The following is a 15,483-nucleotide window of genomic DNA, read 5'->3' on the forward strand; positions in this document are numbered from 1 at the left end:
TACCCTTCACATGATTAGTTTAATGTGATCAATACTCAATCTCCTCATACTCTTTTGGCTGCGGGAGTGGCTGTTCAGGTAGGGAGATGTTGTATTCTCGAAGAGCCTCAGCTTTAGGTCTGTATACTTTTCCTTTTATTTGTGGGGAAGAGGATGGTGAAGCATTTTTTTCTTTCATGAAGGTCACTCCTTTATATTTTAGTTCGTCTATCTTTAGCTTAACCAAATAAAGGAGTAACATGTTGAGAGCTTTCATATTGTTAAAAAATGCTTCTACTTCATTACATATCCACTTTTTTCAATGGTTTTTTTGCTGGACCTTCAATTACCTCGCCTGTCACACTAAAGCGAGAACCGTGGCATGGGCAATCCCACGAACGATCTCCGCTATTCCACTCTACTTCACAGCCTAAGTGAGTACAGGTTGTATCAACAAGATTCATGTTTCCTTCCTTATCCTTGTAACAGCCTGCGCGTTTTCCATTTACTATGACAACGGAGCCTTCATCGTTCCCGATATCTTCAACACGCTTATCGGCAATATCAAGCTTCCCTTCAATAAGATGTCCAGCAACATCAAGATTTTGTGAGAGGAATTTCTTAATGCTTGGATCCGCATAAAAACGAGATGGACTATAAAGGTTTTCGATTGGGTTTTCTTTATTAGAAATGATGTCAGAGAGTAAGATGGCAGCTGCTGTTCCATTGGTCATACCCCATTTACGATAACCTGTCGCAACAAGAATATTGGACTTACTAGACGTAATGGGTCCAACATATGGAACCTTATCTAATGTATAAAGATCCTGTGCCGACCAACGATATTTTACTTCTTCAATACCAAGCACCTTTTCTCCAAATTCTTCAAGTGCTTTATAATGTTTATGGGTAGATGTTCCCTGACCAGTTTTATGTCCATCTCCGCTTACTAAAACTAGTTTCTCCCCGCCCATTGGTGTATATCGCAAAGATCTAGTAGGTGAATCGGCACTATAAAACATCCCACCAGGGAACTCCAGTTTAGTGCGAACAGCAAGGATATAAGACCTTTCCGCATGCAAACGTGAAAAATAAAAGCCTTTGCCATCAAAAAATGGGAAGTGGGAACAAGCAATAGTATATTGACTTGCCACGCGATGTCCATCTCTAGTTATGACTGTAGGCTTCTTTGTTGTTTCATCGATATCAATCGCAGTGGTATTCTCATAAATTTTTCCGCCACCTTTTACAATTTCATCAACTAAAGCCTTTAAATAGTGTAACGGGTGAAATTGACCTTGATTTTTCATAATAATAGCACCTTTTATGTCTATAGGAAGGGCTATATTTTCTGTAAACTCACTATGTATACCAAGTCTTTCATACGCCTCAAACTCTTTATGAATCTTTTTCTCGTATTCATCACTCACAGCATACATAATGGCATCCTCTGTAGAAAAATCACACTTGATAGTTAATTCGTTTGCTGTTTGCTTGATAAATGTAAGCGCATCGTTATTCGCTTCATAATATAGCTTTGCTTTTTGTTCCCCCATATGCTGAATGAGTTCATCATAAATTAAACCGTGTTGTGCTGTTACTTTTGCAGTTGTATGACCAGTTGTACCGTTTACTAATTTGTCTGCCTCAAGGATGGCAACTTTAAACCCCTGTTTTGTAAGCAAATAGGCAGTCGTTATCCCTGTTATTCCTCCTCCTACAATGGCTACATCAACTTCTGTATCAATTTTTAAAGGTGGAAAGCTTGGGATTTGAGAGGTTTCTCGCCAGAATGGTTCAGGTTCGTAAGGCATCTTTCCTTGTGGGAAATCTTCAGTCATTTCAATATCTCCTTTACAAATAAATTCGTTAGTTTTATTTGAATCATTGCCAAATCTGGTTTCTGTTAGACGTAGGCTCTATATTGCTATTTACTATGAAGTTGAAATTTTTACGAAATAATCTGTTCTAAAAGAAAAGAGCTGCACTCCTTGTTCATAGGAATTCACATTTTCCGTGTTCAACAAACCTATATGAAGCCTAGACATACAGGAAGGAACGTAAGTAGTATTCCTATAGTTAGGGAAAATATGTATATTTTGTTGAGGCTTATCACGACTACGTCTTAAGTCTTATATGAAATTAAAGCTAAGGCTCGTTTTGAGGAGCTTAAACTGTAGGTAAGATAAAGACATAGAAATAAACACAAGTGAAAGGAGGAAAAAAAGGTGAGGAAATTTGGTTACATTTTAGTAGGTGGGGTGGCTGTCATGGTGCTTCTTTCAAACCTTGCACCTATGCTTGCGTTAGGTATTTCATTATTAATCCTATACTTCGCTTATAAAGGATTTATGAACACAGATTCTTCGTTTAATAAGGTTCTTCTTGCGGTAATAGGTGTCATTGCTTTGTTTGCCTCTGTATCGAATATCCCAGCCATCTTTGGATTTGTGGCAGTATATGTCCTGTTCGTTGTATGGAAAAATTGGAATAAAAAAGTAGAGAAAGAAGAGGATCCTTTTACAAATTTTGAAAAAGAATGGAATGAACTAAAAGGGAATTAAGGATTTCCGAGAAGTGAAAAAAGTAAAGGAGAGATAAACATGGCAACTATTTTTTCAAGAATTAAGGATACGGTTGTAGCGGACTTACATGAAGCGATTGATCAGAAGGAGCAAAAGAACCCAATAGCTGTTTTAAATCACTATTTAAGAAAATGTGAGAGTGAAACAGAAAGAGTTAGGAAGCTAGTAGAACGTCAATTTCTATTAAAAGAAGAATTTGGTCGAGAATATCGAGAAGCTGAGCACTATGCAAATAAACGCAAATATCAAGTGGAAATTGCCACTAAGGCTGGTGAGAAGGAGTTAGTTGAGTTCGCCTTAAAGGAACAGTGTTATTATGAAGAGAGAATGGCAAGACTCAAAGAATCATTACAACAAACTAGTCAACAGCTTACAGAGCTTGAACAAAAATATGAGGAAATGAAGCATAAGCTTAAAGACATGAAGCTAAAGCGAATGGAGCTAATGGGCAGAGAAAACGTAGCGCATGCCCATCATCGAATGAATAAGGTTGTGGATCATACCGGCTATACGTCAAAAGCCTTTGATACATTTGAAGAAATGGAAAGCTATCTTGACAGGTTAGAGCACCAAATCACTTCTTCCTATCACCGTCATACTATTGATGCACAAATAGCTCAATTAGAAAAACAATTGAAATCAGAAGAAAGTCATACTGTTTCATAGGCAAAACATGATATTCTAAAAAAGGCGTAGCTTTTCTACGCCTTTTGAACCTGTCTAGAGCAAGCATATATGATTGGCTATGGTTAAAGTTTCATGTTAGTGGAAGGCATAATACTCCAAGACCGCTTGGGGTGAAGTATATGTTCATAATGGAAATTAACAATACGTTTAACAAAAGCCAAAAGAATAAATCGTATCGAAAGTAAGAATGGTAGAAAAAAGGGGGAGGTAAATATGCTTCGACATATAAAATCAGATTATGTAAATTGGTTTATCTTAATAGGCTTACTCCTCCTTTTGTTAGAGGTATTATTTTTTAACGGGGGCTTAATCATTACCTTTATTATATCAATTGGAGCTATCTATTTAGGGAGTAAATGGAAACCTAAGGTGATTGGTAAAATTAGCTATGGTGTAGGTTGGTTTTGGCTAGTCATTACGATTTTAAATATGATTACCTTCCGCTATTTCTTATTTGTCATTTTAATTTATCTTATAGTACAGTATTACCAGACGCAAAAGAAGCCTCGTGAAATCAAGATTAAGGAATTATTGAAACAGGAGGAAAGCCTTCAAGAAAACGCCGTTTTTCAACGAAAAAAAATTTTGGACAATCGCTTTTTTTCTAGTCAGGAGACACCCCATCAGGCATATGAATGGAACGATGTTAATATTCAGGTAGGTATCGGAAATACCGAAATTGATTTAAGTGAAACGGTCTTGCCTAAAGGCGAGTCAGTTATCTTTATTCGAAGCCTTGTAGGCAATGTGACAATTTTTGTACCGTACGAAATAGAGATTCACATTAATCACTCTGTAATGGCAGGGACGGTGTCCATTTTTCGAGAACATGATGAACGTGTAGTAAATGAAAATGTTGTGTACCAATCTGAAAATTATCCTACCGCTGATGAAAAAATCAGGCTATTCACATCCATGATCTCTGGAAGATTAGAGGTGAAGCGTATATGAGCATACTTCAGAAGCAAATTGTAAATGGAGTTATTCTTTCGCTTCTACTCTTTCTCTTTACAGCCATGATTATTTTTATGGTATATCCACTCGGGAACTGGGGGCTACTTTTTGAGAGGCGCATACTGGATTTACCGTTTATTTATATTGGTCCCAGTCTCTCCATCCTACTAGGTGTTTTGTATGGTGTTGTGTCAGGGCTCTATTGGAAAAAACAGTTTACAGCGATTGATGTAGCAATGCGTGAGCTCGAAAATGGTCGTAATCTACCTACTGAATCTTTTACTCTATCGGAAACGCAAAGTATATGGTCCAAGATTGAAAGAGTATATAAGCAACAGCTAGAACAAACAAAAATTTCGCAAAGGCTTGCTAATGAAAAGGCAGAAGACCAAGAGAAAAGGGTACAGGAAATGGTATCTCAGGAACGAAATCGACTTGCGCGAGAACTCCATGATTCTGTTAGTCAGCAGCTGTTCGCTGCGTCTATGATGATGTCGGCCCTTACTGAACCTAAACTACATAGTGAGGATCGTGAGGCGAAGCAGTTACGCTTAATTGAACAAACTATTCAGCAATCACAGCTTGAAATGAGAGCGCTACTTCTTCATCTTCGACCAGCAGCATTGAAGGGAAAATCCTTGCAAGAAGGAATTCAGGAGTTATTAGTAGAACTAAAACAAAAGGTGACAATGGACATTAAGTGGAAGATTGAACCTATTTCTTTAGATAAAGGTGTGGAAGATCATCTTTTTCGTATCGTACAAGAATCAGTCTCTAATACACTTCGCCATGCGAAAGCAACGAGCTTACATATTCTCCTAATTCCTAGAGACCAATTTGTCATTATGAGAATAACAGATGATGGGGTTGGTTTTGATCTGGAAGAAGGAAGAACGGGGTCATACGGTTTACATAATATGCATGAACGTGCTGTTGAAATAGGAGGGACATTAAAGATCGTAAGCTTGAAAAATCAAGGAACAAAGCTAGAAGTAAAGGTTCCTATTTTAGATGGGGAGGAGGATACCATTGATTAGAGTTGTGTTCGTAGATGATCATGAAATGGTAAGGATAGGCGTTTCATCCTATTTATCTGCTCAGGCTGATATTGAGGTAATTGGAGAAGCCGATAATGGGAGAAAGGGAGTGGAGCTTTGCTTAGAATTACGTCCTGATGTCATCTTAATGGATTTAGTGATGAAGGAAATGGATGGAATTGAAGCAACGAAGCAAATAATTGATGCGTGGCCCGATGCGAAAATCATTATTGTAACAAGCTTCTTAGATGATGAAAAGGTATATCCAGCACTAGAAGCTGGTGCAACAAGTTATCTGCTTAAAACCTCAAAAGCAAATGAGATCGCAGCTGCGGTACGCTCTACCTTTCAAGGCCAATCCATACTCGAGCCTGAGGTAACGGGTAAGATGATGATGAAGATGAGACAAAAACATGTAACCGAACTTCATGACAACTTAACTTCAAGAGAAATGGAAATCCTGCTTCTCATGGCACAGGGGAAATCTAATCAGGAAATTGCAGATGATCTTTTTATTGCTTTAAAAACCGCTAAAACGCATGTTAGCAATATATTAAGTAAGCTAGAGGTCCAAGATCGAACACAAGCGGTCATTTATGCATTTAAACATGAGCTTGTCAAATAATAGAGCAAAAGGTTAGGGGAGAGAAAATATTATGCACAGAAATCATGAGCTTTATGAGTATTTAATGAAGAATTCATGGCAGATGACAGAAGATTGGTATAAACAGGTTGATGACCCAGATCCAAATTCACTTTACTCGACAACAGATGAGCATATTATTAATACACTAAAAGAACAAAATCAGGATTACTTTAAGAGGTTGCATAAGATTTTTATTGAACAAGAGGAAGTTTTTTTAAAAGAGTTTGAGGAATGGACAATTGAACTTGCAAAAGATCAAAAGCATCTTGATACGGCTGTTCATTATGTTGTAAGAGAGTTTAATAAAACGCAGGAAGTCTACATATCTTACCTACAAAAATTTTATAAAGAGAACCAGGATAAAGTAAAGTTAGAGCAATTCTTTTTGTGGTTAGAAATTGTACGTAAGACGTTCCAACTTTCAATATATATTTATATGGAAGAGGCACAGAAGAATACGTCGAAGCAGATAGCGGCACAGAAGGAAATGATTAATGAGTTAAGCTCACCAGTTATCATGCTACAAAATAATGTAGGACTCTTACCTTTAATTGGGGACATAGATACGGCTCGAGCAAAGCTTATTCTGGAAAATACGTTAACACAATGTGCTAGTTTAGATGTTCAATATTTATGTATAGATCTTTCTGGTGTTGCCATCATTGATACTATGGTAGCACATGAAATCTTCCAATTAATTAATGCGTTAAAGCTATTAGGGATTACAAGTACACTATCAGGTATTCGACCAGAAATCGCTCAAACAGCCATTCAATTAGGTCTTGATTTTAATAGTGTTCGCACAACCGCTTCACTTGCCAATTCTTTAGCTGCATTTAACCAATAAAAATACATAAAAAAGCAGCTGGGACATAAGTGCTGTTAGTTAATGAGAAACCCGAACTATCAGGTGATTTTTAAATGAAAATCTCCCATATCGTTCGGGTTTTATTCTTTGTCACTACATGTATTGTTTATGAATACGATTGTTAATCGCTAGTGTAATGGAGCGAAAAGGATGAGACCCCTCGGGCGTAGCGAGGAGGCTAAAGCTTCCTCCCTAGGAAAAAGCAGTTCATTTTTCCCTGCGGAAAGCAAGTGGATGTAGCGGAATGGAACGTACTTGTTCTTCCACCACAACATATTAATAAGGAACAATGTGTCAAACGAAAATCGTTCGTCTTTTAAAAAAATGATTGAGTATTGATCCAAGCTCTTTCAGTAAAAACATATCTCTATTTTTCCTCCAGTTCTCAATAACCCAAGCCTTCGTAACCTGTTCTCCACAAAAGTCAGGTTTGTGATAAACGATAACGACGGTTCCTTTATATACTTGAATGGCACGCTTTCATTCAGCTTTCCCTGTTGTATATAAGTGATTTGTAGGCTCATCAACTAATAGCCAGTTACTTTCCATTTCTTTGCCCCAACTAAATCAACACGTTAACCTGCCAAAAGGTGTCATGATACGTCTTTGAATAAGATTCAATCACCGAAGCTGTGGCTTAGATTAACTATTGATAATAGATCCACTTTCTTATAACCTCCTACTATATAATGCTACTGGAAGGTAGATAAAGTCATTAGTTTACAGGATTTCTTCTGATCAGCGTATGACAATGAAAGCAGAAGCTTTAATAAGCAATACTCAAGAAAGTTTCCAAGCTGGAATTAAGGAATGGTAATGAAAAAAATAACTCATTGGTATATGTATGACTGTGTATATGGTAAGAGTTAGCATATAGTTTAAGAACCATTGAGGAACGGAAACATTTAGAAACAAATATAGTAAAATCATTCCTATTGGAAAGGGAATGAAGATGATTAACCACATGGGACTTCCTAGCTTTTCTGTTAAAGCTCCCAATGAAACAACAGAAAAACCAATAACAAAGGCCTGCCAAAGAAGTAATTCATTCTCAAGGATGAAGGAGGCAATATAGTAAGAAAAGGCAGTTAACGATATTGCTAAAGCAAAATCAAACAGATATTTCAATCTAACCACTCCTCTAATCATCTCATTCTCTATTAAATAATACCATAAAAAGTAAATGACTTACCGCCAATGTCCTATGGAAAACAACTTCCAATAAAACAAATTAGATTTACACTCTTATTACACTTATAATAGAAGCAGGAATTTGAGTTTCGAAAGGATGTTTAGATGAGTAAAACGGTTGTTCTAGCGGAAAAACCCTCTGTTGGGAGAGACTTAGCTAGAGTATTGAATTGTCATAAAAAAGGAAATGGATATTTAGAAGGGGAAAAATACATCGTGACATGGGCTCTTGGGCATCTTGTCACATTAGCAGATCCTGAAGGGTACGGAGAACAGTACAAATCCTGGCGCTTAGAAGATCTGCCGATGCTTCCTGAGCTTCTTAAGCTAGTTGTCATTAAAAAAACAGGTAAGCAATTTCAGTCAGTGAAATCACAGCTACTACGAAAAGATGTTAGTGATATTATTATCGCAACGGATGCTGGGCGTGAGGGCGAGCTAGTTGCGCGCTGGATTCTTGAAAAAGCGCATGTCAAAAAGCCGATACAACGTCTATGGATTTCATCTGTTACAGATAAAGCCATTAAAGAAGGATTTCGTAAATTAAAGAGTGGAAAAGAATACGAGAATTTATATGCATCAGCAGTTGCTCGTGCAGAGGCCGACTGGATTGTCGGACTTAATGCTACACGCGCACTGACAACTAAATTTAATGCTCAACTATCCTCTGGTCGTGTTCAAACGCCTACGTTAACAATGATTGCTAAACGTGAAGAAGAAATACGAAGCTTTAAACCGAAGAAGTATTTCGGAATGAAGGCTGTTGTTGAAAAAGGGATAACATTCACGTGGCACAATGATCAAAAGAATGACACAAAAACATTTGATGAGCAGGAACTTGAGCAAAAGCTAGCAAAAGGTAAAGGGAAGCCTGCTACTATAATAGATAGGAAGGTTACACCGAAAAAAACCTATTCACCTGCACTTTATGATTTAACAGAATTGCAGCGTGATGCGAATAAGCGCTTCGGATTTTCAGCAAAAGAAACGCTATCCACTATGCAGAAGTTATATGAACAGCATAAAGTGCTCACATATCCAAGAACAGATTCTAGATATATAACAAGCGATATCGTCCCAACATTAAAGGATCGTCTTGAAGCATGTAGAATGAAAGAGTATGCGCCAGCCATTGCCAAAATAATGAAGCAGCCAATTAAGCCAACAAAAGCATTCGTCGATGATCAAAAGGTCTCTGATCACCATGCTATTATTCCAACTGAAGAGTCTGTACCATTAAGTGCACTTTCAGATAAAGAACGAAAAATTTACGATATGGTCGTGAAGCGGTTCATTGCTGTGTTAATGCCTGCCTATCAATATGAGCAAACAATTGTTATAGCCACTATTGGAGATGAACAGTTTTCGGCTAAAGGAAAACGAGTGACTTCTTTAGGGTGGAAAGAGGTATTTCAGGATGCTCCTGATGAAGATGGAGAGGATAATCAATCCCTTCCAGTTCTAGCAAAGGGAGACACCTTTACCGTCACGTCTCTACAGAAAACAGTGGGTGAAACAAAGCCACCATCACGCTTTAACGAAGCTACATTGTTATCCGCAATGGAAAACCCTTCGAAATTTATGGCGGGAGAAAGTAAGGATCTTATTAAAACAATAGGTGAAACGGGTGGTCTTGGCACAGTTGCGACACGTGCAGATATTATTGAAAAATTATATAGTAGCTTCTTAATTGAGAAAAAAGGTAAAGAGATTTTCATTACATCTAAAGGAAAGCAGCTTTTGACGCTTGTACCTGAGGAGTTAAAATCACCAGTGTTAACAGCTGAGTGGGAACAAAAGCTAACGAAAATAGCAAAGGGCTCACTTCCAAAGCAGGTCTTCTTGAATGAAATGAAGCAATATGCGAAAGAAGTTGTTACAGAGATTAAAAACAGCAAGCAAACCTTCAAGCACGATAACGTGACAGGGAAGAAATGTCCGGAGTGCAGTAAGCTTATGCTTGAGGTGAACGGGAAAAAAGGAAAAATGCTCGTTTGTCAGGACAGAGAATGTGGCTATAAAAAAGGTGTTTCTAGGGTAACGAACGCACGTTGTCCACAATGTAAAAAGAAGCTTGAGCTTAGAGGTGAGGGCGAAGGGCAAATGTTCGCATGTAAGTGTGGACATCGTGAAAAGATGTCAACGTTCCAGGAGCGCCGTAAAAAGAATCAAAACAGCAAGGTGTCTAAACGTGAAGTCGCACAATATATGAAGAAACAAGACGATGATTTCGCAAACAATGCTCTTGCAGATGCGTTAGCGAAGTTGAAGCTTGATCAATAGGTCTGTTACCAAGATAAGCTAACAGGTATCTTGGGAAATGAAGATCAGGGTGCAAAATGGTATTCACCAAGTAAAGATATGAAGATAGGAAGAGAAAGCGTGCCAATCATTAAGACAGATATGTTTATCTATGCTCCAAGAGAGATTTGTTTTGACGTTGCTCGAGATATTGACATCCATACCGAATCAACAAGTCAAACGAGTGAACGGGCAGTAGCCGGTATTACAAGTGGGCTTATTGAATTGAACGAGACCGTGACGTGGGAAGCGATTCATTTTGGAATAAAGCAAAATCTTACCGTACGAATTACGGAGCTAGAGTTTCCTGTTCGATTTGTAGATGAAATGGAAAAAGGTGCATTCAAACGGTTTTATCATGTTCATGAATTTATTGAAAAAGAGCAAGGAACCTTAATGATTGATATATTTGATTACACCTCTCCATTCGGAGGAATCGGAAAGCTAGCAGATCGTCTCTTTTTAGAGCGATATATGAAAGAGTTCCTAATAAAAAGAAATCGGTATATTAAGAAGGTAGCAGAAGAACGAGTAAGAAGATAAATATTAGTAGGGCCGCCTAGTGCGGCTTTTTTCTATTGAATTTAGCATGACCTCCCACCTTATGCACACCCACCCATGTAAGCAAAATCATTTCCATAAAAGTGAACAAATTATGATCAAAAAGTTACATATTCGTGAAGAACCGTTGAACGTTACATGACAGTTCCTGTAATTGATTATCTTTGACTCGATCCTCTGATATGATGTGATTAAGCGGCTGTGTGATGTTTTACACAGACTGTTTTTGAGGTATATAAGTATGTGAGGTATAGAAAGTTCACTTTTTCACAATCAATTTTTAAAGGTGTATCTCTTTTTAAGTTGCAGCTAGTATAAATGAAGATTTTATGTGTTTTTAGAAAGGAGTACTAGTATGAAATTAAAGTTGGCATTGTTCACAGTTCTTTTGACGATTTCGTCTCTTTTAGCTGGTTGTGAGCCTTTATTAGTGTTAGATCCAAAAGGTCCACAGGCGGAACGATTAGCTAGTGATATCATGCTGTCCATTCTCGTGATGTCAGGAATCGTTATTGTTGTTTTTGCACTATTAGTTTATATGTTAGTAAAATATCGAGCTTCTAATTCAAGTGATGATTATGAGCCACCTCACATTGAAGGTAATATCTGGGTAGAGGCAGTTATGATTGGTATTCCGATTATTATTGTTGCATTTTTATCAGTTGTATCTGTTCAAAGTAACTATATTGTTGAGTCAGCTCCAGAAGGATATGAAGATAAAGAGCCATTAATTGTTTATGCCTCATCTTCTAACTGGAAATGGCATTTTAGTTATCCTGAAGAAGGCGTCGAAACAGTAAACTATTTATATGTTCCTACAGATCGTGCTTTAGAAATTAAACTATATTCACATGGTCCAATTACAAGCTTCTGGGTTCCACAGCTTGGAGGACAAAAATATGCGATGAATGATCACGTAACAACTCTTCATTTAGCAGCTGATGTTCCAGGTGAATACATGGGACGAAATGCAAACTTTAGTGGAGAAGGTTTTGCCGAAAACATCTTTGAAGTAACGGCAATGTCTCAAACAGAATTTGACGAGTGGGTTGATGAAGTAAAAGAAACGGCTGATCCACTTACAGAGGGAACATTTGAAGAATTATTAGAGCCTGGCCATCTTGGTAGAATGACGTTCACAGGAACCCATTTAGATTTCACTTCTCCTCCTGAACATCACCATGGTGATGCTGAGCATGATGAGATGGATATGGAAAACCATGAAGATCATGAGAACCATGAAGATCATGAGAACCATGAAGATCATGAGAACCACGAAGAAGAGGCTTCTGAAGAAGATCACAGTCATCATTAATGGTTTGAATGAAAAGATATACACATTATCGTTCCGAAAGGAGTTAAAATAGGATGGAATTTTTCGAGCGTTTTGCCATACCTCATCCAAGTCTTCCGATCTATATTGCAATGGTTTCAATCGTTTTAACAATGGTTGGTCTTGTAGTGGGATTAACGTACTTTAAAAAATGGGGTTACTTATGGCGTGAATGGTTAACAACGGTTGACCATAAGAAAATCGGGATTATGTACCTGCTATCTGCACTACTTATGCTGTTCCGTGGTGGTGTTGATGCCATCATGCTACGTGCGCAGCTGGCAGTTCCAGATAATACGTTATTAACATCACAACATTACAATGAAATCTTTACAACACACGGAATTGTTATGATCTTGTTCATGGCGATGCCATTTATTATGTTCTTTATGAACTTCGTTGTTCCATTACAAATTGGAGCACGTGACGTTGCATTCCCTCGTTTGAATGCACTGAGCTTCTGGTTGTTCTTTATGGGTGCGATGCTATTTAACATCTCATTCGTAGTCGGTGGTTCACCTGACGCAGGTTGGACTTCTTATTTTCCACTTGCAGGTAATGAATTTAGTAAATCTGTTGGTACGAACTATTACATGATTGCCATACAGATTGCTGGTATCGGTACGTTAATGACTGGTATTAACTTCATTACAACGATTTTAAAAATGAGAGCACCTGGTATGACATTAATGAAAATGCCAATGTTCACTTGGTCAGCACTTATTGCAAGTGCGATCATCGTTTTCGCTTTCCCTGTATTAACTGTAGCTTTAGCGATGGGAACAATGGACCGATTATTTGGTACTCATTTCTTCACACTTGATAATGGTGGAATGGATATGCTTTGGGCCAACATCTTCTGGGTTTGGGGACATCCTGAGGTATATATCTTAATTCTTCCTGCTTTCGGTATTTTTAGTGAAATTATTTCAACATTTGCAAAGCGTAACCTATATGGATATAAATCTATGGTTGGCTCAATGGTGCTTATTTCACTTCTATCATTCGTTGTATGGGTTCACCATTTCTTCACAATGGGTCAAGGTGCATTCACAAACAGTATCTTCTCTGTAACAACGATGGCGATTGCTGTACCAACTGGTGTGAAAATTTTCAACTGGTTGTTAACACTTCGTAAAGGGAAGATCAGTATCACAACACCAATGCTTTACTCTTTACTGTTTATTCCGTTGTTTACACTTGGTGGGGTAACAGGAGTTATGCTTGCCATGTCAGCAGCTGATTATCAGTACCATAATACGATGTTCCTAGTAGCTCACTTCCACAACGTTATTATTCCTGGTGTTGTGTATGCGATGCTAGCTGGTTTCACTTATTACTGGCCAAAGATTTTTGGATTCCTGTTAAACGAACGTATTGGAAAGTGGACAGCGTGGTTATTATCCATTGGATTCGTACTTGCATTCATTCCAATGTATATCACTGGTTTAGACGGTCAAGCTCGTCGTATGTACACATACTCTGAATCTACTGGATTTGGACCGTTAAACATGATTTCATTTGGTGGAGCAGCAATCATGGGTATCGCGTTTGTGTTAATCGTTTATAACATTTACTACAGCTTCCGTTATGCTTCAAGAGATATTAGTAGCGATCCATGGGATGCTCGTACACTTGAATGGGCTACTCATACACCAGTACCTGAGTATAACTTCGCAATTGTACCAGAAGTTAAGTCTGAAGAAGCGTTTTGGGATGCGAAGAAAAAAGGTCATGTTCTATTCAAAGGGGAATATGAAAAAATTCATATGCCGAATAGCAGTGGCTTACCGTTTATCCTTAGCTGTATCTTCTTTGCATGGGGCTTCTCATTAGTATTCAGCCTTTGGATTCCGGCTATTATTACAACTATTGGTATCTTTGTTTGTATGGGAGTACGTTCATTTGAAAAAGATCACGGATATTATATCCCTGTTAAAGAAATCGAAGAAACAGAATCAGAATTGCGAGGTGCTTAATAGATGAAAATAGATAACTCGCTTCCTCTTGAATATAGTACAGAAGAAAATCGTTTGAAAATATTAGGCTTCTGGATTTTCCTTGGTGCTGAAATTATGCTGTTTGCTACACTTTTTGCAGCTTATTTTACCCTTGAAGGTCGTACTGGAAATGGTCCAACCGGAGGAGAGATCTTTGTTATCACTCCGGTGATCCTTGAAACATTTATCCTTTTAACAAGTAGTTTCACCATCGGACTTGCCATTCATGCAATGCGCCTAGGTAAACAAAAAGCGATGTTAACCTTTTTTGGAATTACTCTAGTATTAGGGCTTTCCTTCTTAGGAATCGAGATCTTTGAATTTTACACGTATGCTCATGAAGGAGCAGGAATTCAAACAAGTGCTTTCACAGCAGCACTATTGACAACATTAGGAACACACGGAGCTCACGTATCACTTGGTCTTTTCTGGGGATTATTCATTATGATTCAGATCAAAAAGCGTGGCTTAACACCTGAAACAGCAAATAAATCGTTCATCTTCTCACTTTACTGGCACTTCCTAGATGTTGTTTGGATTTTCATCTTCAGCTTCATCTATTTGAAAGGAATGATGTAAAATGAGAGAATTATTTCCGATGAACCAGGTAATGGGATTTGTGTTTTCCCTTTTGTTAACTGTTGTTGCTCTTGGAGTTTATTTCATGGATATGTCATTTAAAGTAGGAATGATCATTCTATTTGTTACAGCATTTATCCAAGCAGGCTTACAGCTAATTGTCTTCATGCATGCAGGTGAATCTGAAGATAAAGCAGCTATCTATACGAACGTTCTTTACGGTATCATCATTGCAGTTGTGACAGTGCTCGGTACACTATTAGTAATGCTTTGGGATATGGGCGGAATGTAAGAAAAAAAGTATGACTCAAAATGAGTCATACTTTTTTTACGTCGTTTTAGTGATTACCACTTTCTTTTGTTTAAGTCAATTTGGCATTGAAGACAAAGAATGTCTTTTACTCCATATTGGTGGCTATTTGCCCTACGCTAACTAAAGCGTCTTGTGCTTTTGTTTTTTGAATAAGCACTGTGTACTTTATTAGTAGTGAATATAAGCATATACTTTCTTGAAGAAGTGTGAGATAAACACATAGTAACCAGTTGCAAGTGCTGCAATTACATTAACAGCAAAGATAATCCCGAATAGTATATACTCAAGTGTGCCAAAGGTTGTTGTTATATATAGTGTAAACATAACCCACATCAGGGCAATGAAAGGAATTTGAAGAATGGCAAGCTTTTTATTTTCCTTCCATAAGAACAGTGGTGTAGCACTTGAGAATAATAAATAAGCAAAAAACACATCCATTTCTAATCATC

16 protein-coding genes are annotated in these 15,483 nt (G+C 37.7%); 12 read left to right on the top strand and 4 right to left on the bottom strand.

Going from position 1 to position 15,483, the window contains the following annotated elements:
- Positions 1-28: 28 nt before the first annotated feature.
- Both A9C19_RS21610 and A9C19_RS00195 read right to left on the bottom strand, forming a co-directional pair.
- Complete coding sequence (locus A9C19_RS21610) at positions 29-178, bottom strand: hypothetical protein (protein WP_158515034.1); 150 nt, start codon at positions 176-178, stop codon at positions 29-31.
- 103 nt (positions 179-281) lie between these two features.
- Positions 282-1,820 (bottom strand): FAD-dependent oxidoreductase, encoded by a 1,539-nt coding sequence (locus A9C19_RS00195; RefSeq protein ID WP_072578078.1) that lies wholly within the window; start codon positions 1,818-1,820, stop codon positions 282-284.
- Positions 1,821-2,207: 387 nt separating this feature from the next.
- Between A9C19_RS00195 and A9C19_RS00200 the strand changes: the two genes are divergently transcribed.
- From A9C19_RS00200 to A9C19_RS00225, 6 genes are all read left to right on the top strand, one after another.
- Positions 2,208-2,543 carry a lmo0954 family membrane protein gene (locus A9C19_RS00200; RefSeq protein WP_072578079.1) on the top strand — a complete coding sequence of 112 codons (336 nt, stop codon included), beginning with the start codon at positions 2,208-2,210 and terminating at the stop codon, positions 2,541-2,543.
- 39 nt (positions 2,544-2,582) lie between these two features.
- The gene (locus tag A9C19_RS00205) at positions 2,583-3,230 is read left to right on the top strand and encodes a PspA/IM30 family protein (RefSeq protein WP_072578080.1); all 648 of its coding nucleotides are present in this window, start codon (positions 2,583-2,585) and stop codon (positions 3,228-3,230) included.
- Between the two features lie 234 nt (positions 3,231-3,464).
- Positions 3,465-4,202, top strand: a complete 738-nt coding sequence (liaF, locus tag A9C19_RS00210; protein WP_072578081.1) for a cell wall-active antibiotics response protein LiaF — start codon at positions 3,465-3,467, stop codon at positions 4,200-4,202.
- Complete coding sequence (locus A9C19_RS00215; RefSeq protein WP_072578082.1) at positions 4,199-5,242, top strand: sensor histidine kinase; 1,044 nt, start codon at positions 4,199-4,201, stop codon at positions 5,240-5,242. Before liaF ends, A9C19_RS00215 begins: the two co-directional genes overlap by 4 nt.
- Entirely contained in the window at positions 5,235-5,867 is a 633-nt protein-coding gene (locus tag A9C19_RS00220; RefSeq protein ID WP_072578083.1) for a response regulator transcription factor, read from the top strand. Before A9C19_RS00215 ends, A9C19_RS00220 begins: the two co-directional genes overlap by 8 nt.
- 31 nt (positions 5,868-5,898) lie before the next feature.
- A complete protein-coding gene (locus A9C19_RS00225; RefSeq protein ID WP_072578084.1) occupies positions 5,899-6,735 on the top strand; it encodes an STAS domain-containing protein in 837 nt (278 codons plus the stop codon).
- Positions 6,736-7,536: 801 nt separating this feature from the next.
- Here the strand turns inward: A9C19_RS00225 and A9C19_RS00230 are convergent.
- Positions 7,537-7,893, bottom strand: a complete 357-nt coding sequence (locus A9C19_RS00230; RefSeq protein ID WP_420835853.1) for a hypothetical protein — start codon at positions 7,891-7,893, stop codon at positions 7,537-7,539.
- Positions 7,894-8,052: 159 nt separating this feature from the next.
- On the opposite strand from A9C19_RS00230, the gene A9C19_RS00235 reads away from it, so the two are divergent.
- The 6 genes from A9C19_RS00235 (at position 8,053) to qoxD (ending at position 15,013) form a co-directional block, all read left to right on the top strand.
- Positions 8,053-10,230, top strand: a complete 2,178-nt coding sequence (locus A9C19_RS00235; RefSeq protein WP_072578086.1) for a DNA topoisomerase III — start codon at positions 8,053-8,055, stop codon at positions 10,228-10,230.
- Between the two features lie 99 nt (positions 10,231-10,329).
- Positions 10,330-10,791 (top strand): SRPBCC family protein, encoded by a 462-nt coding sequence (locus tag A9C19_RS00240; protein ID WP_072581675.1) that lies wholly within the window; start codon positions 10,330-10,332, stop codon positions 10,789-10,791.
- 373 nt (positions 10,792-11,164) lie between these two features.
- Complete coding sequence (gene qoxA, locus A9C19_RS00245) at positions 11,165-12,124, top strand: cytochrome aa3 quinol oxidase subunit II (protein ID WP_072578087.1); 960 nt, start codon at positions 11,165-11,167, stop codon at positions 12,122-12,124.
- Positions 12,125-12,177: 53 nt separating this feature from the next.
- On the top strand, positions 12,178-14,121 hold the full coding sequence (gene qoxB / locus A9C19_RS00250) for a cytochrome aa3 quinol oxidase subunit I (protein WP_072578088.1): 1,944 nt from the start codon (positions 12,178-12,180) through the stop codon (positions 14,119-14,121).
- Between the two features lie 3 nt (positions 14,122-14,124).
- Entirely contained in the window at positions 14,125-14,721 is a 597-nt protein-coding gene (qoxC, locus tag A9C19_RS00255; protein ID WP_072578089.1) for a cytochrome aa3 quinol oxidase subunit III, read from the top strand.
- A 1-nt stretch (position 14,722) separates the two neighbouring features.
- Positions 14,723-15,013 (top strand): cytochrome aa3 quinol oxidase subunit IV, encoded by a 291-nt coding sequence (gene qoxD / locus A9C19_RS00260; RefSeq protein WP_072578090.1) that lies wholly within the window; start codon positions 14,723-14,725, stop codon positions 15,011-15,013.
- Positions 15,014-15,202: 189 nt separating this feature from the next.
- On the opposite strand, the gene A9C19_RS00265 is transcribed toward qoxD, so the two are convergent.
- Positions 15,203-15,472: a spore morphogenesis/germination protein YwcE gene (locus tag A9C19_RS00265; RefSeq protein WP_072578091.1), complete on the bottom strand. Its 270-nt coding sequence runs from the start codon at positions 15,470-15,472 to the stop codon at positions 15,203-15,205.
- Between the last annotated feature and the right edge of the window lie 11 nt (positions 15,473-15,483).

The organism is Bacillus weihaiensis (assembly GCF_001889165.1).
Taxonomy (GTDB): Bacteria; Bacillota; Bacilli; order Bacillales; family Bacillaceae; genus Metabacillus; species Metabacillus weihaiensis.